This window comes from Acanthopleuribacter pedis (assembly GCF_017377855.1).
Lineage (GTDB): Bacteria > Acidobacteriota > Holophagae > Acanthopleuribacterales > Acanthopleuribacteraceae > Acanthopleuribacter > Acanthopleuribacter pedis.
On record NZ_JAFREP010000011.1, the window covers coordinates 219,591 to 242,102 of the forward strand.

A 22,512-nucleotide genomic window follows, 5' to 3' on the forward strand; every position below is an offset into this window, starting at 1 on the left:
ATGAAAGCGATTGTTTTTACAGCCCTTGGCGACCTGCGCCGGCGCGTCGGCCAAACGGCGGCGCTGACCTGCGCCCTGCTGCTTTCGTCCCTGGCGCTGTTCACCGCGGCGGCGCTGTTACAGAGTTTGGATGCGCCCCTCGACGATGCCTGTGACCGGCTCAACACCAGCGCGCTGCAACTCTTTCTCGACGGCCACAGCGACGACGTCCCCGCGATGCAGGCTTGGCTACAGCAACACGAGGCCGTGGCCGCGGTGGGACCGCCGATTCCGATCTACCAAACGTCAAGCGACTTGGTCCACAACGAAGAAGCCTTCAGCCGCGCCCTCATGCTGGCGGAAAACCTGCCGCGCAAGGGTTTGGACGCGGTGCAAATCGTGACCCGGCTCGGCGACCCAACAGCCGCGGCACCGGGCCTGGATGAGGTATGGATTTCCCACCAACTCGCCACCAGTCGCGGCATCCAATTGGGCGACACGATCACGGTTCCCCGCGAGGGCGGTCCCTGGCCCTTGAGGGTTTCGGCGACGGTGGTTGACCCCTACTTCAGCACCGACAACATTTCCCCGACGCGGGCTTGGGTCGCGCCCGGCGCCTTGGCCCACGCCTTGCCCCTCGCCGACTTGAACGAGGTTTTTCTCGGCGTCTCGCTCCACCAACGCGCTGACGCGGGTCAGGTGCGCGACGACCTGGAACAGGCCTTTGGCGGCGGCCTCTCGGGTTTCGCGCTGACCCACGAAATCGCCAAAATGGCGCACGGCATGTTTTTTCGCATCATGGCGGTTGCCTTGGGCGTGGCCGCGTTGTTGACCCTGCTGGTTTCCATTCTGATCGTGGCGGGCGCGGTCGGCAGCGCCGTGTTTGCCGACTACCGCCTGATCGGGACCTTTAAAGCCATGGGTTATACGCCCGCGATGGTCAACCGCATCTACTTGCTGCGTTTCACCATCCCGGCCCTGATCGCGGTACCGCTCGGGCTCCTGCTCGGTTGGCTGGTGAGCGCGCAACTCTTGGCGTTGCTGGTGGGTAGCTTAGGTGTAACCGATCCGCAATGGTCGCCGCTGCTCCCGGCCCTGGCCGCCGGCGCGGGTGTGTTAACCACGGTCGCTGCCGCCGCCTGGTGGAGCGCCCGCAAGGCCGGCCGCGTCGAGGCCATGCCCGCGATTCGGTTTGGTGCCCCGCCGCCGCGCGCCGGTTCGCATCGCCGGTCCGTGCCCCTGGGCCGCTTGCCCTTGCCCGCGTTTCTCGGCGCCCGCGGCTTGGCATTGAACCCGGTGCGCGCCGGTTTCGCCGTGATCGGCATGGGGGTCGCCGTGGCCGTGTTGGTGTGCGCCGTCAATCTCACCGCCACCTTCGAGCGCCTTGGCGAGAACCGCCCGATGTGGGGCATGGCGGCAAGTGATCTCACCGTGTTCGTCGGCGGCGCCCGTTTTAGCGTTCGGTCCGAACATTTTGCGGCGCGGTTGCGCCAGGACGCGCGGGTTGCCGACTTCGTGACCAGTGGCACCGTGCAAGGTGAAATCGAGGGTGTCAAAGGGATCGCCGGCGCCCGCACCGGTGGTCGCGTGTTTGACGGCGCCCCCGAAACCGTGGGCCTGACCGTGTTGGAAGGTCGCCATCCCGAGGGCGCCGGCGAAATCGCGCTGGCGATTAACAGTGCGCTGAAAGGGGGTTACGCCCTTGGGGAACCCGTCCCGCTGTTCATTGAGGGCCAACACCTGAAACCGAAACTGGTGGGGATTTACCAAACCGGCCAAAACCTGGGTCTTGGGTTTCGGTTGCACGCGGCCACGATGAACGCGGTGCTGCCGATGTGGCAGGCGCGCACCTTCGAAATTAAAACCGCGGCCGGAGTTGATCCGGCCGCATTCAAGGACGACCTCATTCGCACCTACGGTGAAGCGGTTGATGTCGGCTTGGCCTCCGATTTAACCGAGCAGTTGGCGGGACTGGTTACCGGCATTCGCGGCACCTTGATGCTGTTGTCGGCGTTGCTCCTGGCGATTTGCCTGATCTCGATTTACAACGACACCTTGCTCTGCTTGCGTGAGCAACAACAAACGCTGGGCATCCTCAAGGCGGCGGGCATGACCCCGGGCCGCTTGCGCCTGGTTTTGGTGTGGCGTACCCAAGTCGTCACCCTGGTCAGCCTGGTGCTGTTCCTGCCGATGGTGTTGGTCGCGCTTCCGCTGCTGCTCAACCAAATCGCCGCCGGGATCGGCCTGGTTTCTTTCCCGCTGGTCATTGATCCGCTGGGCACCGTCCTGATCGTGCCGGGCCTGCTCGCCTTCGCCTTTGCCGCCGCCTGGTGGCCCGCGCGTGGCGTGACCCGTCTGCATCCCCGCCACATGTTGGCCTATTAAAAGGAGGAGATAATGCTGAATATCGTTTGTAATTGGTTGATGCTGATGTCGGTTTTTGGGGCGAGCAGGCCCGATACCGCCGCGCTCGACGCTTATTTGGAACGGACGTTCGCCCAAGCTGCTTATCCCGGTTTGTCGGTGGTGATGGTGCAGCGCGACCACATCCTCTATGCGCGTGGGTTTGGGGTGGCGACGGTGGGCAAAACACGGCCGATGACCGCCGACACGCCCACCGCGATTGGCTCCATCACCAAATCGATGACCGCCTTAGCCGTGATGCGTTTGGTGGATCAGGGTCGGCTCGATTTGGACGCGCCGGTGACCACCTACCTGCCCGATTTCCGTACCGCCGACAAGCAAGGCAGCGACCGCATCACCGTGCGCATGCTCTTGGCCAACAGCTCGGGTTTGCCTTCGATGGATCGCGGCATCACCGACCGCAACCAGGCCGACGACGCCGAAGGTGCATTGATCGCCGCGCTGGCCGGTCAGGTTTTGCACCGTGATCCGGGCAGTGGTTTTGAATACACCAACGAAGGTTTTGTGGTGGCTGGTGCCGTGGCGGCGCGCATCCACGGCAAACCTTTTGCCCAAACCCTGGCCGACCTGGTGCTCAAACCTCTGGCCATGAAGCATTCCAGCACAATTCCCGCCGAGGTGACCGCGATGGGCGGCCTGACCGGTCACTACGCCGGTGCCGAGGCCGGCTTGCCCGCGATGCAAGGTTTGGCCTCGGTCCAGTTCGCCGCCGCCGGCTCGATCCAACAGTGCAGCGCCCGCGATTTCGGCCGCTATCTGTGCGCGTTGCTGACCGGCCACGACGGCGCGGGTCAGCCCTTTATCAGCGCCTCGGCCGTGGCGGAAATGTGGCGCGGTCAGATCGGCATGCCGGAGAATGAGCGCTTGGGTGCGATGGCATACGGGTTGGGTTGGATGATCGGCGAGGTCGACGGCCGCCGGGTCGTTTCCCACGGCGGCCACGCCATGACCATGACCTCCTTTGCGATGTTGGTGCCGGAGCAGGAGATCGCCATCGCCGTGTTTGCCAACATCGAAACCTTGAATCTCCAGCGATTCGCCGATTTAACCACGATTGCCAACAACGGGTTACACGCGGCCATGGGTGAACCCCTTTCGGATTGGGGCAAACCCAAACGGCCCGATCCAACCCGCAACGATTTTGAATTTGATGAGGCGCAGCGGCGTCGTTTTGTCGGTCGCTACGCGGCGCGCGGTTTGGGGACCATGCAGGTGGACGTGACCGCCGACGAACAAGGCGTGTTGCACGCCGAGGTCGTCGCCGACGGCCAGACCGTCAAAGCGGGTCGGCTTGATTTCATGAATTCGGCCCGTTGCGTGATTCGCGGCATCGGCAGCCCGACGACGATGTTCTGGGCCTTGTCGCGGTCCGGTGAGGTGCTGTCGGCGCGTTACAACGGGACCCGGTTACGGCGCGTGGGGGAATCCGCCCCCGAAAACCGCCCGGAACCCACCCACGCCGGTCGCCTCAGTCTCACGCTCGCGGCGAACTGGTCGGTCACCACGGATGAAAACGCGATCACCGCCCAACGGGAAACCAACAAGCTGTGGACCGGTGTGGTTGACGGCGCACCGGGACCCCGCGAACTGGCCGCCTTGCTCGAACCCCGCGCCGCCGCGGACGTGACCCTGACGCAAGGCGTGACCTCGGGCGTCACCGTTGGTCCGTACTACTGGCGCAAAACCACCCTGCACCTCGCCGGTGACGCGGGCGCCACCCAAATCATGGTGTTGCAGCGCGCGGTGGGTGAGGAAACCCTGGCCTGGGTTTTGGCCACCGAGGCGGGCACCCTCACCCACTGCTACCAAGCGGAAGGCCGCGCCATGCTGACCTCCCTGGTACTTGCCGCCCGGTGAATCCAGCCCGCAAATGCCACAAGGCATTCAGGGACGAATCCTTGTGGGCAATGCGGGCTTTCCAAGCGGTTAGCCGGTGGGAGACCCCGTTAGCGGCGTGGTCTCCCAATTTCCCGCGCCGGCGCCGCGGCTGCGTCGGACCACATCAACCAGGAAGGCCGCGAAGGCCAGCGTGCCCGCGATGAAGATGCCGTCGCCGATGATGCGCAGCCAACGCAGGGTTTCGATCAGGTTGGTTTGCAGGAGGTCGGCACTTCGCGCGTACCACATGCCGTGTTCGATGCTCGCCCAGGTTTGAATCAAACCAATCGGCAACAGCGAAAGCACTATCATGGTGGCCAAGCCGATGTTGAGTGCCCAAAAACTGAAGGCGATCCACGACTCGCGCCAGACCAGGCCCATCGTCAGACGGCGCGCGACGAACAGGATCAAGCCCAGCGACAAGAAGCCGTAGACGCCGAACATGGAACCGTGGGCGTGGACTGCCGTCGTGTTCAGGCCCTGCATGTAAAACAGCGCAATCGGCGGGTTGATCAAAAAGCCGAAGATGCCCGCGCCGACCAGGTTCCAGAAGGCCACCGCCATGAAACACATAATCGGCCAGCGGTAGTTTTGCGTCCAGGTGCTGAGCTGTTGTTTGCGGTAGGTATCCCAGGCTTCTTTGCCGATCAGGACCAGCGGCACCACTTCCAGCGCGCTGAAGCAGGCGCCCACCGCGGTGACCGAAATCGGCGTGCCGCTGAAGTAGAGGTGGTGGAAGGTGCCGGGGATGCCGCCGACCAGGAAGATGCTGGTGGCGAACAAGGTGGCGCGGGTGGCGAAGGCGATGCGTACCAAACCTAACTGGGCGAAGAGGAAACCGATGGCGGCGGTGGCAAACACTTCAAAGAAACCCTCGACCCACAGGTGCACCACCCACCAGCGCCAGTACTCCATGATGGAAATGTGGGTGCGTGCGCCGTAAAACAGGCCGGCGCCGTAGAACAATCCAATTGCGACACAGGACAGGGTGAACAGCAACAGCAGGTGGCGGCCCTGATCGCGGACCTTGAGGCGGGGTAAAATGCCGCGCAGCATCAGGGTGAGCCACAGCGCCAAACCGATCAGCAGGCCGATCTGCCAGACGCGGCCCAAATCCGTGTATTCGTAACCTTGGATGCCCAGCCAAAAACTCCATTCCAGGTCCAGCAGTTGGTGGATCGCCAGGAATTCGCCCGTCAAACTGCCGCCGACCACCACCAGGAGTGCGCCGAAGAGGATGTTCACGCCCAGGCGTTGGTGGGCGGGATCTTTGCCGCCGTTGATGACCGGGGCCAGGAACAAACCCGCCGTGAGGAAGGCCGTGGCGATCCAAAACATCGCCAACTGGAGGTGCCAGGTGCGGGTGAGCGTGTAGGGCAGCCATTCCGCGATGGGGATGCCGAAAAAGTGTTGACCCTCCACCGTGTAGTGGGCGAGCAGGCCGCCCAACATCACTTGGATCACGAACAGCAGCACCACCACCGCCACGTATTTGCCCAGGGCGCGCATCGACGGGGTGAGCGCCAGGCCGTCGAGCGGGTCGCGGCTGGGGATGCGGTCGGGGTGTTCCGCTTCCTCCTTGCGGCTCGACTCGAACCAAACCAGCGCGCCGACGCCGCACAGCAAGAGCACGATGCTGATGATCGACCAGAACAGGTTGGCCGTGGAGGGTACATTATTAATGAGTGGTTCGTGGGGCCAGTTGTTGGTGTAGGTGACCGAGGCGTCGGGTCGTTCGGTGGAGGCGGCCCAGGCGCTCCAGTAAAAAAAGGCCGCCATGGCGCGGCGTCGCTCGGGGTCCGGCAACACCGCCTCGTGGATGGCGTAGCTTTCGCGTAAATCGCGCAGGGCGGGATCGCCGCCGAAGAGGCGGTCGTAGTAGTTGGTAATCGCTTTGGCCGCGGCGAGTCGGGTAGGGTGGAGCACCACCTCGCCTGAGTCGGGGTCGTAGGTGTTGGTACGCACGATCTCGGTGAGTTGCGCTTGCAGCGCGGCGCGGGCCGGGGTAGCCAAATCGGCAAAGGGTTTTTGGTGTTGTTCCCGCGCCCAATCGTCCAGTACCCACACCAGTTCGCGGTGCAACCAGTCGGCCGTCCAATCCGGTGCTTGGTAGGCGCCGTGCCCCCACACCGAACCGATTTGTTGACCGCCGATGGATTGCCAAACCAGTTGGCCTTCAATCATTTGTTCTTGCGTAAACAGGACCTCGCCCTCGGTGTCGACAAAGGCGGTCGGCATCGGCGGTGCTTGGCGGTAAATCTCGCGACCAAAAAAGCCAAGGATCGCAAAGGTCACCACCAACACGCCAAACAAAAGCATCCATAAACTGCGATACGACATAAGTGTCCCTCATTTCCCAAAAAAGTCGGCGGGGCCGGCCCGCCGGGGAATGTAATAGAACAAGCCGCGTGCCGGCGATTTATATGCTTGTTTTAATAAGGTTATGCTTGTCTGTTGTGTGATTGATAACAACGCTGTTGTTGATTTAACAACGCTGTTGTAAATTACACAACATGAAAACTTGGGACACCCTCCTCACCATCGCACTCGACTTAAACCGTTCCATGACCGCGGCCGACCGCTACCTGGCTTTGCTCGAGGCTGTCAGCCAGGTGATTCCCTACGATGCCGCCTGTTTGATGACCCTCCACGGGCGGCAGTTGAAACCACGGGCCGGGATCGGCCTCGAGGCGCGGGCGCTGACCCGCACCTACGCCCTGGGCGATCACCCCCGGCTCGCGATTGTGGCCCAGGCCGAGGAACCCGTTTTGTTCGCCGCCGACAGCCCACTGCCCGATCCCTTCGACCAACTTATCGAGCCCTCAACAGGCACCACCCACGTCCACAGTTGTTTGGGCTGCCCGCTGTTCTTCGATCAACAACTGATTGGGGTCCTCACTGCCGACGCGCTGCAACCGGGCAAGTTCGACCACCTCAACCAACAGGTACTCACCTTGTTCGGTGCCCTCGCCGGCTCCGTGCTGCACACGGCAAAACTGATGGAGCAGCTCGAAACCAAAAACCGCCATCAAACCAACCTGGCCAGAGAACTGGCCCGCACCGCGCAAACCCGGTCCGGCGGGAACTTGATCGGTGACAGCCCGGTGATGCAACGGCTGCGCGCCGAAATCGCCTACGTGGCGCCGACCCAACTGGCGGTTCTGATCACCGGCGAAACCGGTGTCGGCAAAGAACTGGTGGCGCGCCAAGTGCATCAATTGTCGCGTCGCGGCGGGGACCCAATGGTTTACGTCAACTGTGCCACCCTGCCCGAGAGCCTGGCCGAATCCGAACTGTTCGGGCATCAACGCGGCGCCTTCACCGGGGCCGAGGCGGACCGCATGGGTAAGTTCGAGCTGGCCGACGGCGGCACCTTGTTCCTCGACGAAATCGGGGAACTCCCACCCGCGTTGCAACCCAAACTCCTGCGCGCCCTGCAGGAAGGCGAAATCCAACGCATCGGCTCGGAGCAACTGAAACACGTCGACGTGCGGGTGATTGCCGCCACCAACCGCAACCTCAAAAACGAGGTGGCCCAGGGGCGCTTTCGGGAAGATTTGTTCCACCGCCTCAACGTGGTGCCGATCCATGTCCCGCCCCTGCGCGAGCGGCCGGCGGACATCGAATACCTGGTCCACCATTTCCTAGAAAAGGAGAAACGCCAACTCGGCGTCGCCGCGGTAACCCTCGACCCACAATCCTTGGCCGCGCTGTCCCAAGGCGCGTGGCCGGGCAACGTGCGCGAGTTGCGCAACACCTTGGTGCGCGGTTTGTTGTACGCGGCGCGCGACAACCCGGACCGGCCGGTGTTGCATCCGCGCCACGTGCGTGGGTCGTTTTCGGGTGAGGGCACACCCGGTCCGATGCCGGCGCCGGCCTTGCCGTTACGCGAGGCCACCGAGGCCTTCCAGCGAAGAACCATCGAGGAGGCGGTGGCGGCCAACGGCGGCAACTGGACCCGCGCGGCCACCCAACTGGGCATGCACCGCTCCAACCTCCACAACCTCGCCAAACGTTTGGGTTTGAAGTAGATCGTTGCTCTGTAAAATCCGGCTCTAGAAGGGGGGAGGCCGCCAAAACAACGTGGGATCGGCTTTGGGGACTGGTTGGAAAAGGTGGCCATAAAGCCCCAGGAAGCAAAAACGGCGTCCCTATAGTCGCCGGATCAGTTGGATGGGTCCCAGGGCGAGCGTGGTTGCGGCCTTTTAGGATGGGGATGAAACGGCTATTCAGCTATTGGACCCATGGGTTCGTGCGCACTTTTCGTCCGGCCGGTTTTATCTCATCAAGGGCAGTTGTTTTAACGGCGGTTTGGCATGAGTGGTTGAGGCAGAAACGCGCCATGCTTTTTTGATGGATCCTTCAAACGACGCAAGCGATGTTTTTTGACCGTTGGGACCTGGTTTTGATCCGAATGGACGCCGCGTGTTCCTTGCGCTATCACGATCCAGAATCCATTCGGCCTTATTCAAAGGATGTGCAGACGAAAAAAAGCCCGCATTGCTTGCCTCGGAGAACACAAGCAATGCGGGTTGGATGACGCACTAATCCAAGTGGACGCGGCGCACGATGGGGTCGCCGGCGCTGTCGCGGTAGCTTGTGACGAATACGTCCTTGCCGTCTGCCGAGACCGCCAAACCCCAGGTGCTGGTGAAACGTGCTTCGAGCAACGGGCCGTCTGTTTCGCCCGCGGCACCGCTGCCCGCGATCACGGTCCAATCGCCGCTTTCTTTGTTGACGCGGTACAACACGTTGTTGGTGTGGGCGCTGACAATCAGGTCGTCGCCGACCACCCGTACGTAACCGAGCAAGGTGTTCGGAATCGTGACCAGGGTTTCTTGTTGGCCGTTGGCGTCGATTTTGAGGATCGCGCCGTTGCGGAAATTGGTGTTGTACAAGGTGCCCGCGTCATCAAACGCCAAACCGATGGGCGCTTGAATCGAGCCGCCTTCCGCGAAGGTGGTCACGGTGCCGTCCGGGGTGACCCGTTCGATTTTCCGGCCCGAGCCGCCGCGACCGAAGTGGGTGACGTAGGTGTTGCCGTCGGGACCGACCGCCACGCCGTTGGGGGTTTGCGTTAGGGTTGCGAAACGGGTGGCCGTCCCGTCAGGTGCAACGCGAACCAGAGAACCTGCTATTTCGGCCACCATCATGTTGCCTTCACGATCAAAAGCCATGTCGATGGGACCGCGTAACCCGGTGGCGTAGGTTTCCACGGCGCCCTCGCGGCTGATGCGGAACACCCGCTGACCCGACCAGCCCTCGGCCGCGTAAAGGAAGCCGTCGGGTCCCATGGTGACACCGTCGCGGGTAATGGCGGTGTCGAGGGTGAGGGTGGTGACACCGGCCGGCGTGGGATCGACCGGCGTGGCCGGGGCCTCGGCGACCACCAGCGCTTCGCTGATGGAGGGTTCGAGCAGTTCGTTAAAGGCGAAACTGGTGCCCGCCAGGGGTTGGTCCGCGCTGACGTGCAGGTAGATCGGCCCGCTGAAGTCGGGGAACAAATCGTGGGCCACGGCCGCGTAAGGTTCGCCTGGCGCAAGGGTTTGCGCCCGTTGGCCGAGCACCGTGCTGTCTTGGTAGGCGGTCATCACCAGGTTGGCTTCCGTTTCTCCCAGGTTCACCACCACCGGTGCCGAAATTTGTGCGGAGGGATCGGGTAGGAACGGGAAAACCAGGTTTTGGCCCGCCGCGTCTTGTCGTTGCAGGTTGCCTTGGGCGGGGGAGGAGCCCGAGGCACTTTGGGTACCGATCACCATGTAGGAACCGAGCAGGCGGTTGCTTTCGCTGCTTAGGTACAGCGCGAAGCCCGCGCCCTCCCCGAGTTCGGGGAACAGGCTGTCGATGGGGGCGACGTGCTGGGCCAGGGGATCGAGGCTGAGTTGGGCTTCAAATTGTTCGCCGCCGTTGCGTTTGGCGGCAAGGTGGACCACGACCGTTTGCGCGCTGGGGTTGGTCAGGAACAGGGTGCTGTTGAATTGGCTGTTGTGGGTGACCCAGGGTACCACCCAGTCACCAGCGAATGCCATGCCACAGCATAAAATACTCAATAAACTTAACTTCATTTCGGTGTCTCCTCGATGCGCGTATAGGTGATCTCGCCGATTAATAAGTCGCGGTCGAGGCCCTCGTAACGGCGGATCATCTGCCATTTGAATTGGTTTTTCGTGATGTGGTGAAAGCGGATGTGGCTCCGGTAGCTGCCATGTTTGTCTTTACCGTCGCTATAACCGGAAAACCCGTCCCCCTCCGCGCTAAGAAAGAAGTCGTCGCTCAACTTTTGGGTGCCGCCGTCAAACCAACGGCAAATCCAGCGTTGTTTGGCGGCATCGTAAATACGGTAGGCCGAGCCGAAGTAGGTCTCGCGGCCGGCGACCGGTTTAAAGTTGTCGTCCTGAATGCCATGTCCGTGGAGGATCTTGAAAACCTTGACGCGGTTGGTAAAGGCGTCGTAGCGCATGTCCTCTTGGAGCCAGCGCTGTTCCGCGTGCCATGCGCCCAAAAAGAAATCGAAGCCGTTTGGCCCCGCGAAGGGTTGTTGCGCCGGCTGCATCAACGTCAGCATCAGGTAAAGCCACTGCATGGTGTCACCTCATCGTGAAATGGTTCGCCGTGCCTTCCTTTGGTCCGGCAGGTGCGGTTCCGGCAGAATCCCTTGTGGGCCATTGGGGCGGGCGACGTCGCTTACTTTAAAAAATTACCCGACGCCAAGTCCTTAAGAGCCTTTTAACACCTTGTTAAAAATGTAAAATCCCCCGCGGGTGCCGCCAAAGCAGGGCCCACTCCCTTACAATGAAACCTCTCAAAAGGGAGGGGCAAGCATGCTGAAATGGTGGTGGGCCGCCGGGCCGGCCGCGATTTTGTTCGTGGTAGCGGGGTTACAAATTTATTGGTTGCAGCAACTTCACCTGACTAAGGCACAGGAGCGCGCCAACCAATTACAAAAGGCCACCTTCTTGTTTGCGGCCGAGATTGACCACCGCCTGTCGCTGGTTGAGGCTTCCTTCAAAGCGGCGGGCTCCCATCCGCAACGCCTTCGCGAAGCGTGGCGCGGCTTGAAGCACCCGGCCTTGGTTGAAACGATTTGGCTGATTGACCCGGACACCCGCGATTCAGCCATCCAATTGGCACCGGCAACGACGGCGCGCCGTCCCTTGGATGGCCGACTCAAAGCATGGGTTTACGGCAGGGGTCCGTTAACGGGGTTGCCGCCCTTGTTGCTGCACGACGGTGACGCGGCGTCTACCTTGGTGGCGGTGGTTTGGAACCAAGCCCATTTCGACCAAAGGTTTTTGCCGTGGTGTTACGCGCTGGCCCTGCCCAATCACGCCGTCTTTGACACCCAGGTACGAAACGCCGCGTGTGGTGAATCCGTGGCCGGCGCCGCTGATTTGGTTGCCGACGGGAGCACCCATTTTTATCCACCGGCCCGCGTCGCGTCCCCGTTTCGAAGCGAAACGGGGGTCGACTGGCGCAACCCTTTTTTTACACCCGAAACAGGCGCGTTTCATTTTTCCAGCCAGGGGGTTTTGCGCTTGGAAACCGGGCTCGCCGCCGGACCCATGGGTGCCCTCGCGTGGGAAGATCGCCTGCGCGACGGCTTGCCGGCCTTGCTCAGTTTCTTGTTTCTGCTGCTGGCTTTTGCGGCTTTTTACACCTACCTGCGCCGCGCCAAGGCTTTGGCGGAACAGCAGGCGGCGATGATGGCCGCCTTCAGCCACGAGTTGCGAACGCCGTTGGCCACCATCGGGATGGCGGGCGAAAATCTGGCTGATGCGACGGTCAAAGACCCGGACAAGGTGGTCGCCTACGGTCGGCTGATTAAACAAGAAAGCGCGCGCTTGGGAACCATGGTGATGCAGGTGTTGCAGTACAGCAAATTGTTTGGCGAAGGCCTACCACCCGCCAACGCCCGCGCCGATGTGGCCGCGAGTTTGACGCAGGTGGAACAAGAATTGGCCTTGTTGCTGGAGGGCAAACGCTGCAAACTGCGCATCGAATGCGCGGACACCCCGGCCGCGGTCGCGATTGAACCGGAGGCACTGCACACCATTTTGCGGAACCTGATCAGCAACGCGATCAAATTTGGCCCCAGCGGGCGCACCGTGGAAATCGCCGTGGCGCCCGCGCGGGAACAACAGCGCGCCGGCCTGCAAATCAACGTGACCGACCATGGTTTCGGGATTCCCAAACGCGAACGCCGCCGCATCTACGAACAGTTCTACCGCGGCGACCGGGCGCGCAAAGACCAAATTCAGGGCACCGGACTGGGTCTGAGTTTGGTCCGTAAGCTGGTGGAAAACGCGCGCGGCCGCATCAACCACCAAAGCAACGAACAGCGCGGCACCACCTTCTCGGTTTGGCTGCCGCGACCGGGAGCGCCGAACCCATGAAACAGCACATCCTGTTAATCGAAGACGAACCCGGCCTGGCCTTAACCTTGAGCGACCGACTCGAGGCCGAGGGCTACCAGGTCACCCATCTGGCGGACGGGGTTCGCGGCGAAGCGGCGGCCCGTGACGCGGGTCCCTTCGACCTGATCCTGCTCGACCTGATGCTACCGGGCAAAAGTGGGTTCGAGGTTTGCCGCGACCTGCGCGCCGCCGGCACGGACACGCCGATTCTGATGTTAACCGCGCGCGATCAGCTCACCGACAAGGTGGTCGGCCTCAAGCTCGGGGCCGACGATTACCTCACCAAACCCTTCGAAACAGCCGAACTTTTGGCCAGAATGGAAGCACTTACCCGGCGTCACCAACGCGGCGCGCCAGGCACGGCGGCGGTACCCAAGCGGGACCGGTTCGGGGACGTGGAGGTCGACCGGCGCGAGGTGGTCATTCGCAAAGCGGGCGAGGTGGTCCTCTTAAGCGCGCGCCTGTACCAACTGTTGCTGTACTTTATCGATCATCCGAAGGAACTGCTCACGCGCGAGCACCTGCTGGACGCGGTCTGGGGTTTCGACGCCGAGGTGGCCACCCGCACGGTCGACGTCCATCTATCCTGGCTGCGCCAAAAACTGGAAACGGATCCACGCCGCCCGCGCCACTTCATCACGGTCTACGGCATCGGCTACAAATTCATTCCTTAAGCCTGTTCTTTCCAGCCCGTAGCTTTTAAACCTAAGAAGCGCTGACGCGGTGATTATGGCTAAGCCTCTGGGCTCCAATGGCCTGTGAAAAAGCCCAGGACTAACGGGTGCGCGTCGTGCGCGACCCCGGTCCGCCCTTTCAAGCCATTTCGCTCCAGATCTTTAACCAAAATTCCTCGCGCTTATCGCGCCTCTTAGGTATAAGGTCATGAAAAATTAAGCCTTGTGAAGTGTTTTGAAGTTGACTTTTGTTATGAATTGCTTGCTGCCTTTTTTTGAATGTTGATGATGTGTTGACTCAGGAGGTTTTTTATAGGTTTTAATTGAAATTACTAAGTCAAGAAAGCAGGATGGGGAGTGTTAAATTGGGTGGACGATCTGGAAAAAGATGTTTAGTGTGTAGCGTGAGTTTTTTATTTAGTGAGGTGAATAGTGATTTTGATGAAGAAGATTTTAATGCTGAGCCTTGTTTCTATGGTTTTCTTTCCTGTTGAGGCTCAAACTACTCGAGAAGAGTTGGATCCACAAGATAATCCCGGTGTTGGTAATACAGGAGGGATTGGTTCAGGGCAAGCTGGTTGGAGAATGATTAATAATTATGATCCCCAACGTGCTCGGATCACGACAAGCTGTATCGCTGGGTCAAGACCTCATTGCCGCTAAGAAAAAGAAGTAGGGAAGGTATTTTTGATTCTTTGAGCCTTGGATCGATCAGAGCTTAAATGGGTTTTATTCATAAATGCTTTATGTTGATTGTGTTTTGTGGTTGGAAGAGTTTTGGTGCTTTGAGCCTATTGTGAATTGAAACTTGATAGGTGAAACCGGGCTGAGTCCACATGGCTCAGTCCTTTTGTTATAGGTGGAGCTGTATGTTTTGGTTTTTTCTTGTGTTAGGAGAATGCGCTCATGTAGTACATAATACCAATCTTAGAGTTGGTGTCGGGTATGAATATCCGCGTTTTGAAGTATATAGTGTTGATGGTAGCTTTAAAAAAGCTATTGGGACGAAAGATGCGTCAAGAGATAAAGAGATTTCGAGCAAGGCGAATGCTTGGATTGTTGATGGAGAACTTTGGGTGCAAGATCTAGAGCGCGACAGAACTTTGAATATTGAAGTTTATGGCGAAGAATGGTCTTATTACCCGTCATATGTAATTGCCGGAAAAGGAAAAAGTCTCCTGTATAAGGGGCCGGAAGCGCTTTGGTATTTTGGCGACGACAAAAAGGCTGTGCGCATTCCTCGGGATGGTTATTCACAGGAAAACGATGATTACTTCCTTGGTGCTCATTACATCGTAGATGATTTTGCATTTTTGTATCACTATAGGTTTGGGCTGTATGTGGTCGATTTTCAGGATGAAGCCGTTTATCATCCTCTGAGTACGACGACAGATCAATTGGTTGTTTTGAAAAATGTACTTCCATACAGAGATGGATTTTTGGTTGTTTTAGCGCAGTTAAAACAAAGAGGTGGTCAGTTAGTACCGATGTATTTTGAAACAAAATTTGTGTCTAAATCAAAAAGTAAGCCAGTTTATCTTGATGTGGAGCTGGTTTCGTTTGAGGCAGGCGTTTACTACTTTGAAGATGAAGAGGCTGAGCTAAAGCCGTTGAAGCTGAATGCTATAAAAATCAATTGAACGGTTCGGAAGTTGAAGTGCTTACTTAAGCCACCTGTTCCATTTCCTAATAAGTTTTCTTTGGTGCTTTTCTGAAAGAGGGGCGTCTCTTAGTTGCAAACCGAAATCAGCGAGGTTCTTGCCGTCGCTCGTGATTATTCGAAAGCCGATGAACTTAGTTTTGCCAAGATGTTCCTCCGTTCTTATGACGCATTGGTTAGACGAGTTCGTGTCAATTAGTAGTGATAAAACAGCTTTTGTTTCACTACTCCCATTCAATATTGTTCCAAAGGAAGCCGGCTTCCCTTCGCATAACTTAAACTGAAATGGGGCTTCAGGGGTAAAAGTACATGACATTATTAAAAAGTAAACTAACAAGATGCACCTCGGTATTTTTAATAATCTGAAGGCTAAATTGAGTGATACAAGAATGAAAGAATGCAAGAATCTGCCAGCCAATTGAAGCATGGCGGTTAATCGCTCCTTAATTAAACCACGAATAATAACGAGGATGAGGATTGAAGTTTTACAAAAGTCCGTTTTTTCTTGTCAGAGATAATCGGAGGGCTCTGGGTTTCGATGAGCTGCCTCGTGTAACGCGAGGCTATGATTGGTACCAGAACCCATTGGGAGTGTGCTTTTTTGATCTTACCGTTTCTACCTGCAGGATTGAGGGAAAACTAGAGCAGCCCGTTTTTCCCTAGCCCGCATTTCTCACAAGGAATTCTGCTACGAAGCAGAAACCCATGTGATTGCGAGGGGGCGGCCTTCCGCATTACTCGGTCGAGCCGTCTTCGCCGTAGCGCTGCTACGCCGAATGGTCGGACCCCTGCGCCGTCTCTCGGTCGTAATCTTCGTACTCACAAGGCTTTCAGCTTCTCGCGACGAATCCTTGTGAGAAATGCGGGCTAAGGTCATGCCGGAAATTATCTAAGATGATCTCTCCCACTCTGAGTGAAATCACTGCGAATTGGAGACCGAAACGCGCCAACGAGGCCAACCAATCGCGGAATGAAGTTTGTTCCCGTGAACCGTTCACCCTGGTTTTGGACCGTTCACCGGGTTATCACGGGCCGGGATGGGTTTGCCGTGTTTTCTTGAGTATCGAGGATCTTCGCTTTGCTCGGTTGGGTTGTCAACCGACGCCGATTCGATCCAACGCGTTTCGCGATCCGGCCGAGGGTCATGCCGCGAAACCCAAGGAGACAGGCTTATGTTATCGATTCAGAACGTCACCCACACCTATCCCAACGGGGTTCAGGCTTTAAAAGGGGTTACCCTCACCATCGAAAAGGGCATGTTTGGGTTATTGGGCCCCAACGGCGCGGGCAAATCGTCGTTGATGCGGAGCATCGCCACCCTGCAACAACCTACCCAAGGCGCGGTTTCCTTCGACGGCATCGACGTGCTGGAGGAACCCATGGCCTTGCGCCGTGTTTTGGGTTACCTGCCGCAGGATTTTGGGGTTTATCCGCGGGGTTCAGCCTACCACCTGCTCGACCACCTGGCCGTGCTCAAAGGGTTTTCAGACCGTCGCGAACGGAAAAACATCGTCGATCATTTGTTGGCGGAAACCAACCTGTACGGGGTGCGCCACAAACGCGTCGCTACCTTTTCCGGCGGCATGCGGCGCCGGTTTGGGATCGCCCAAGCCCTGATCGGCGACCCCAAGCTGATCATTGTCGACGAACCCACGGCGGGGTTGGACCCGGAAGAACGCAACCGCTTCCACAACCTGTTGGCCGAGATTGGCGAGGACCGCGTGGTTCTGCTCTCCACCCACATCATTGAGGACGTTACCGAGTTGTGCGCCTCAATGGCGATCCTGGCTGCAGGTCGGGTGTTGGTGCAGGGGAAACCGGCCGAATTGATCCAGCGCTTGAACGGGCGCGTGTGGACCAAACACATCGACAAAAGCGAAAAAAGCCGCATCGAGCATGCGTTTCATGTGATTTCCAGCCACCTGTTTGCGGGGCGCACCCTGGTGCGGGTGATCGCGGCCGACCGACCCGGCCCCGATTTCGACCCAGCCGAGGCCAACCTCGCCGATGTGTATTTTTCGGCTTTAAAAGGTGAACAATCCCGCGCACGGCAAGCGGTTTGATGAAAGGAGACGCCGAATGATGTTGACCATTGCGAAACAGGAATACCGCTACATGACCCATTCCTCGTCCTTCACCGTGCTGTTCGGGGTGCTGCTGGGTTTGTTTTTTCTGCTCACCGCCAACAGCGGCGAATTTATCGGGACGGCCAGAGGCGGACAGGTTTTTATTAACGCCCCCTATATGATCATGATGACCCACATCGTTTTGGGGGTGTTCTCGATCTTCATCGTGCCCTCGTTCATGGCGAGCACCCTTTTGAAAGATTTGGATTCCGGTTTTGACGGCATCCTTTATGCTTTGCCGATTCCCAAGGGGGCGTTCCTCGGGGGCCGGTTCCTCGGGGCGTTCGGGGCGCTGGTGACGGTGTTGGCCGCGGCGCCGCTGGGCATGATGCTCGGTTGCTTGATGCCTTGGGTGGACGAGTCCTCGCTGTTGCCGCTTCGCGTCAGTCATTATGGAACGGTGTTTTTTGTGTTTTTGGTGCCGTCCGTGTTGGTGACGGCGAGTTTTATTTTTTCGGTGGCGGCGTTAACCCGAAGTTTGATCGCGACCTACGTTACCGCTCTGGCGGTTTTGGTGTTGTATTTGGTGGTGAGTGAGACCAATCTGGCCAGTCCCTTGTGGGATCCGTTTATGCACCGCGGTTTGGAAGAGGTGACCGCTTATTGGACCGCCGCGGAACGCAACCACCGGCTGTTGCCCTTTGACCGGTCGCTGCTTGCCAACCGGTTGCTGTGGTTTGGGTTGGCCGCGTTGGGTTACGGCGTCGCTTTGGTTTCTTTTTCGTTTCGCGTCAAGCACCGGGCGCCGAAAGCGGTTGACGCCTCGGACACAGCCCCCAACGCCCACCTCTTCAAGCGGCCCACTGTTCGGCAGGCTTGGGACCGTCGCGCGCGACAGGCGCAACTGCTTCACCGCGCCCTTTTTGAAATCCGGGAAACCTTGGTCAGCCCGCCTTTTCTGTTGGTGCTTTTGCTGAGTGCTGTTCTGGTTGCGGTCTCGCTTTTGGAACGCGAGGTGTTGTACGGGGTGAACGCCTACCCGCTGACCCGGCTGATGATTGCCGCGGTGATTGGTTCCAATGGTTGGGCGCTGCTGGCGATTCTCGGGTTTTACAGCGCCGAAATGATCCAGCGTGAACGGGCGGTGGGGGTTGACCCACTGGTGGACACCCTGCCGGTTGCCAATGGGGTGTTGGTGACGGCCAAGTTAATCGCCTTGCTGTTGATGATGGTTTCGGTGTTGGCGCTCGGGGTGACGCTCGCGGTGGCTTATCAACTGTACAGCGGGACGGTGGTGCCGGAGTGGACGCTGTACCTCGAGCGCATTTTCCTGTTGTACGTCGTGCGTTACCTTTGCCTGGCGATTCTTGCCTGTTTCTTTCACGTCATTGCCCCCAATCGGTTGGTCGGCATGCTGTTATTGGGGCTGTTCATCCTGGTGAGTGTCGGCATGAACGATTTACTGGGTTCGGAACATCCGCTGCTTAAATACGGGTTGGGTGGTTTCTCCGCCCCTTATTCGGACATGAACGGGTCGGGTCGGTTTCGCGTCGCGGTGATGTGGCTGCAAGGTTATTGGGGCGGCATCGCGGGTTTGCTCCTGGTGGCGACCTACGCCTTGTGGCCACGCGGGATTGAGCAACCCATGCGCCTTCGACTGCGACGCCTGTTGCATCGACGCAACGCGGCGCCTGCCTTGGGGTCGCTGGCGGTGTCGGCCTTGTGCGGCGGCTTCATTTTCGTGAACACCAATGTGTTGAACGAGCACCTAACCACGCAAGAGGCGACGGCGCGCCGGGTTGCCTTCGAAAAGCGAACCCGTCCGTTTCTCGGCCAACCGATCCCGCGGATTATCGAGGTCGATACCGAGGTTGCGATTTATCCTGACCGGGGTCGGGTGGAGTCCCGTGGTTTTTACCTACTCGAGAACAAAACCGAGCAGGCCGTGTCCGAGCTTCATGTCCATTTCTCCAGCCGGCTGGAGATCGCCGCGCTCTCCTTGGAGGGGGGCTGGGAGCGGGAACGCGACCCTGTCTTTAACTTCGTCACCTTAACCATGGTGCCGGCGATGATGCCGGGCGAGCAGCGTACCCTTCGTTTTGAGACGGTGCTGCAGCAGCGCGGTTTCACCTCGGGTCGGCCCGATGTGCATTTGGTTCGCAACGGGACTTTTTTGAGAGACAGCCGGCTGATGCCCTACCTGGGTGTGAATCCCGACCTTTATGTGCAGGATGCCGCGGATCGTCGCGACTTCGGTCTCGAGCCGTTGCCAGGCCGGCCGAAGTTGGAAAATCCACGCAACCACGATACCGGTGTGAACCGCGGCGACAGCGATTTCATCCAATTTCGCACGCGGATTTCGACCAGCGACGACCAAATCGCGCTGGCACCGGGTGAGCTGACGGAACGCTGGACGGAAAACGGGCGCAACACCTTCGTGTACCGCATGGAACGCCCGATGATGCATTTCACCGCGTACCTGTCCGCTGATTACCAGGTCGTTCGCGATCAATGGGGGGATGTGGCGGTCGAGATTTACCACCATGCACCGCACACCTACAACGTGGCGCGCATGAGCGCGGCGGTGAAAGACAGTTTGGCGTTGTTCTCTGAGATCTACAGCCCTTATCCCCACAAGCACCTGCGCATTGTCGAATTTCCCGCTTATCGTTCCTTCGCGCAGTCCTTTGCCGGGATGATTCCCTATTCCGAGGCATTGGGTTTTGTGGCCCAGGTTGAGGCCGGTGACATCGACATCCCTTATTACGTGACCGCCCACGAAATCGCGCACCAGTGGTGGGGGCACCAGGTGACCCCCGCCGATTGTCAGGGGGCCGATTTTCTCAACGAGACCTTGTCCCAGTACAGCGCGTTGCTGGTGATGGAACAGAAATACGGCCGCAACATGATCCACAAGTTCTTGGGTTTGGAGCTGGATCGCTATTTACGCGGTCGCGCCGAGGATCCCGAGGGCGAGCTGCCGTTGGCTTGGGTGGAAAGCCAGGATTACATTCATTACCGCAAGGGTTCGCTGGTGATGTATGCGTTGCGCGATTACCTGGGGGCGGAACGGGTAAACCGGGTGCTGCGGCGTTTGATCGCGCTGCGTGGTTACCAATCACGGCCTTATGCCACCAGTCGCGATTTCCTGAATTTGTTGCGGGAGGAAGCCGGTCCCGCCTACGAGGGGTTGATCGTCGATTGGTTTGAAAAGATTACCCTGTACGACCTTGAAGCCAAGGGGGTTAGGGTAGCGGCTCGGGAGGACGGGCGCTTTGATGTAACCCTCGATGTTCGCGCTGCCAAGCTCTACGCGGATGCGGTGGGCAACGAAACGCGGACCGATTTTGACCTACCCGTCGACATCGGGTTGTTTCGGCGCGATCCGAGCGACGACCGTTTCAGCGATAAGGATGTGATCTTCCTGGAGAAGCGGGAACTAGCGGGTGAGGAAAGCACCCTGCATTTCACGGTCGATCAAGAACCGCGTTTTGTAGGGATTGATCCGTATCATAAATTGATTGATCGGGTGGTGGACGACAACCTCATCGCCGTGGCGGAATGACCCGCGTGGGGAATGGGGGGACAGGCTTGTGTAACGTGTTGGATTGGTGTGGGATGAACCGATGCTCTTTCAGAGCATTTTTTGGAACCGGCCGCATACCCATGGTTGGCAACCGGCAGTTACACGCCGGTTGCCAACCATGGGCTGAAATCCGGCAAGGCTTCACCTTGCCACCGGTTCGCGAACTTGCGTCCCAACCAACCATGGCGAAATGCGAAAGAAGGTTTCGGTTAGCGAGCCTGAGTCCCAAAAGGAATGGGGGGACAGGCTTGTGTAACGTGTTGGATTGGTGTGGGATGAACCGATGCTCTTTCAGAGCATTTTTTGGAACCGGCCGCATACCCATGGTTGGCAACCGGCAGTTTCACGCCGGTTGTCAACCATGGGCTGAAATCCGGCAAGGCTTCACCTTGCCACCGGTTCGCGAACTTGCGTCCCAACCAACCATGACGATATGCGTGAGGAGGCACCGGTGAGCGAGCCCGCGTCCCAACCAACCATGGGCTGAAATCCGGTAAGGCTTCACCTTGCCACCGGTTAGCGAGCCTGAGTCCCAAAAGGGAATGGGGGGACGAATGGGGGGACAGGCTTGTGCAACGCGTTGCCAACCATGGGATGAAATCCGGCAAGGTTTCACCTTGCCACCGGTTCGCGAACTTGCGTCCCAACCGACCATGGCGAAATGCGAAAGAAGGTTTCGGTTAGCGAACTTGCGTCCCAACCGACCATGGCGAAATGCGAAAGAAGGCGCCGGTTAGCGAGCCTGAGTCCCAAAAGGGAATGGGGGACAGGCTTGTGCAACGCCAAAAGGGAATGGGGGGACAGGCTTGTGCAACGTGTTGGATTCGTGTGGGATCCGTGCACCTGGCCAATTGAGTATTATGAGGGCTCTCAGCGGTAATCGCCTTCGGGGTTAACCAATCTTATAGGGTGCCCAGGCGGATTCGCGTATTTCCCTATACCGACTGAGTTGGATTAAGGCGCCGGCTTAGGTGCCAACGCCGGCGCCGTGAGCGCGTGGAGACGATCCGGTAAAGCAACCATGCCGCCGGCTCATGTTTCACTCAGGATGGGTCGGCCCCGGCGGCGTGTGGATCCTTGCACGGGCCACCCAATCAATCCTCGGCCGTACGGTGTTTTTATGGGAAATCACAGGGGTGACCCCGGGTAGCGCAAAAAATGGGGCCCGTTGGTGGATGAATTTGCCATCCGACGAGCCCAAGTCTCCCCATCGCGTTTTCTCGCCGCATCCTCGGAATTTATTGGGTTGCCATCGCTTAGTTTTTTGCCTTTCATGCTGCGTTTTCAGGCGTTTGCGTGCGGGCAATCTCACGCAGATCGCCAGCAATAATCGTGCAAAATCGCCACAGCTTATTCCTTTCTTCGTTGCGCCAAGGCTTCAACATGACGACTGGCATAGGGCACCAAACGTCTAATTGAGGTGACAATTACGCCGCCGTTTATTATTATGGGGTGATTTTTCGGGTCCGAAGGGCTACATTCAGTCCTTTTGTTTCGACTCGGGGTAATTCTCTTGCTCGCGCCAAGTTACGTGCGCTCTGTTTATTTCGGCAGATTCGGATTTTCGGCTGTTTAGGCCGACGGGCTCATGTTTTTAGGGTCTGGGTATGGTTTTCCTCCGAATGTTGCCTTTTATCTTCATTAGCATATAAAAAACCCCTTCGAATCACCCGATGCGTGTCGCTTTGGTTTTGCTTACCGGTTTCTTCCTAGACCTCTTTTCGTTCCAAACCCGGATGCTCCTCGACCTCCGTGCCCGCCCTAGGTGCGGCCGGGGGTAAACCATCGACGTGCGCGAATCGCGCCTTCATTATTTTTTGGGAGCATCCAC

12 protein-coding genes are annotated in these 22,512 nt (G+C 58.6%); 9 read left to right on the plus strand and 3 right to left on the minus strand.

Going from position 1 to position 22,512, the window contains the following annotated elements; genetic code table 11:
* Together J3U88_RS13465 and J3U88_RS13470 are read left to right on the plus strand one after the other, a co-directional pair.
* A complete protein-coding gene (locus J3U88_RS13465; RefSeq protein WP_207859337.1) occupies positions 1–2,364 on the plus strand; it encodes an ABC transporter permease in 2,364 nt (787 codons plus the stop codon).
* 12 nt (positions 2,365–2,376) lie between these two features.
* A complete protein-coding gene (locus J3U88_RS13470; RefSeq protein WP_207859339.1) occupies positions 2,377–4,260 on the plus strand; it encodes a serine hydrolase domain-containing protein in 1,884 nt (627 codons plus the stop codon).
* Between the two features lie 69 nt (positions 4,261–4,329).
* Here J3U88_RS13470 and J3U88_RS13475 read toward each other — a convergent pair whose 3' ends face one another.
* Positions 4,330–6,621: a nitric-oxide reductase large subunit gene (locus J3U88_RS13475; RefSeq protein WP_207859341.1), complete on the minus strand. Its 2,292-nt coding sequence runs from the start codon at positions 6,619–6,621 to the stop codon at positions 4,330–4,332.
* 173 nt (positions 6,622–6,794) lie between these two features.
* Here J3U88_RS13475 and norR point away from each other — a divergent pair, with 173 nt between their 5' ends.
* Entirely contained in the window at positions 6,795–8,312 is a 1,518-nt protein-coding gene (gene norR, locus J3U88_RS13480; RefSeq protein WP_207859343.1) for a nitric oxide reductase transcriptional regulator NorR, read from the plus strand.
* A gap of 513 nt (positions 8,313–8,825) precedes the next feature.
* Here the strand turns inward: norR and J3U88_RS13485 are convergent.
* Both J3U88_RS13485 and J3U88_RS13490 read right to left on the minus strand, forming a co-directional pair.
* Positions 8,826–10,346: a Vgb family protein gene (locus J3U88_RS13485; protein ID WP_207859345.1), complete on the minus strand. Its 1,521-nt coding sequence runs from the start codon at positions 10,344–10,346 to the stop codon at positions 8,826–8,828.
* On the minus strand, positions 10,343–10,864 hold the full coding sequence (locus tag J3U88_RS13490; RefSeq protein ID WP_207859346.1) for a hypothetical protein: 522 nt from the start codon (positions 10,862–10,864) through the stop codon (positions 10,343–10,345). Before J3U88_RS13490 ends, J3U88_RS13485 begins: the two co-directional genes overlap by 4 nt.
* A gap of 238 nt (positions 10,865–11,102) precedes the next feature.
* Here J3U88_RS13490 and J3U88_RS13495 point away from each other — a divergent pair, with 238 nt between their 5' ends.
* From J3U88_RS13495 to J3U88_RS13520, 6 genes are all read left to right on the plus strand, one after another.
* Positions 11,103–12,674: a sensor histidine kinase gene (locus tag J3U88_RS13495; protein ID WP_207859347.1), complete on the plus strand. Its 1,572-nt coding sequence runs from the start codon at positions 11,103–11,105 to the stop codon at positions 12,672–12,674.
* Positions 12,671–13,369: a response regulator transcription factor gene (locus tag J3U88_RS13500; RefSeq protein ID WP_207859348.1), complete on the plus strand. Its 699-nt coding sequence runs from the start codon at positions 12,671–12,673 to the stop codon at positions 13,367–13,369. The genes J3U88_RS13495 and J3U88_RS13500 overlap by 4 nt, the downstream gene beginning before the upstream one ends.
* 432 nt (positions 13,370–13,801) lie before the next feature.
* Complete coding sequence (locus J3U88_RS13505) at positions 13,802–14,032, plus strand: hypothetical protein (RefSeq protein ID WP_207859349.1); 231 nt, start codon at positions 13,802–13,804, stop codon at positions 14,030–14,032.
* Between the two features lie 206 nt (positions 14,033–14,238).
* Positions 14,239–15,009 (plus strand): hypothetical protein, encoded by a 771-nt coding sequence (locus J3U88_RS13510; RefSeq protein ID WP_207859350.1) that lies wholly within the window; start codon positions 14,239–14,241, stop codon positions 15,007–15,009.
* Positions 15,010–16,201: 1,192 nt separating this feature from the next.
* A complete protein-coding gene (locus tag J3U88_RS13515) occupies positions 16,202–17,092 on the plus strand; it encodes an ABC transporter ATP-binding protein (RefSeq protein ID WP_207859351.1) in 891 nt (296 codons plus the stop codon).
* Positions 17,093–17,108: 16 nt separating this feature from the next.
* Entirely contained in the window at positions 17,109–20,660 is a 3,552-nt protein-coding gene (locus tag J3U88_RS13520) for a M1 family aminopeptidase (RefSeq protein WP_207859352.1), read from the plus strand.
* Positions 20,661–22,512 lie beyond the last annotated feature (1,852 nt).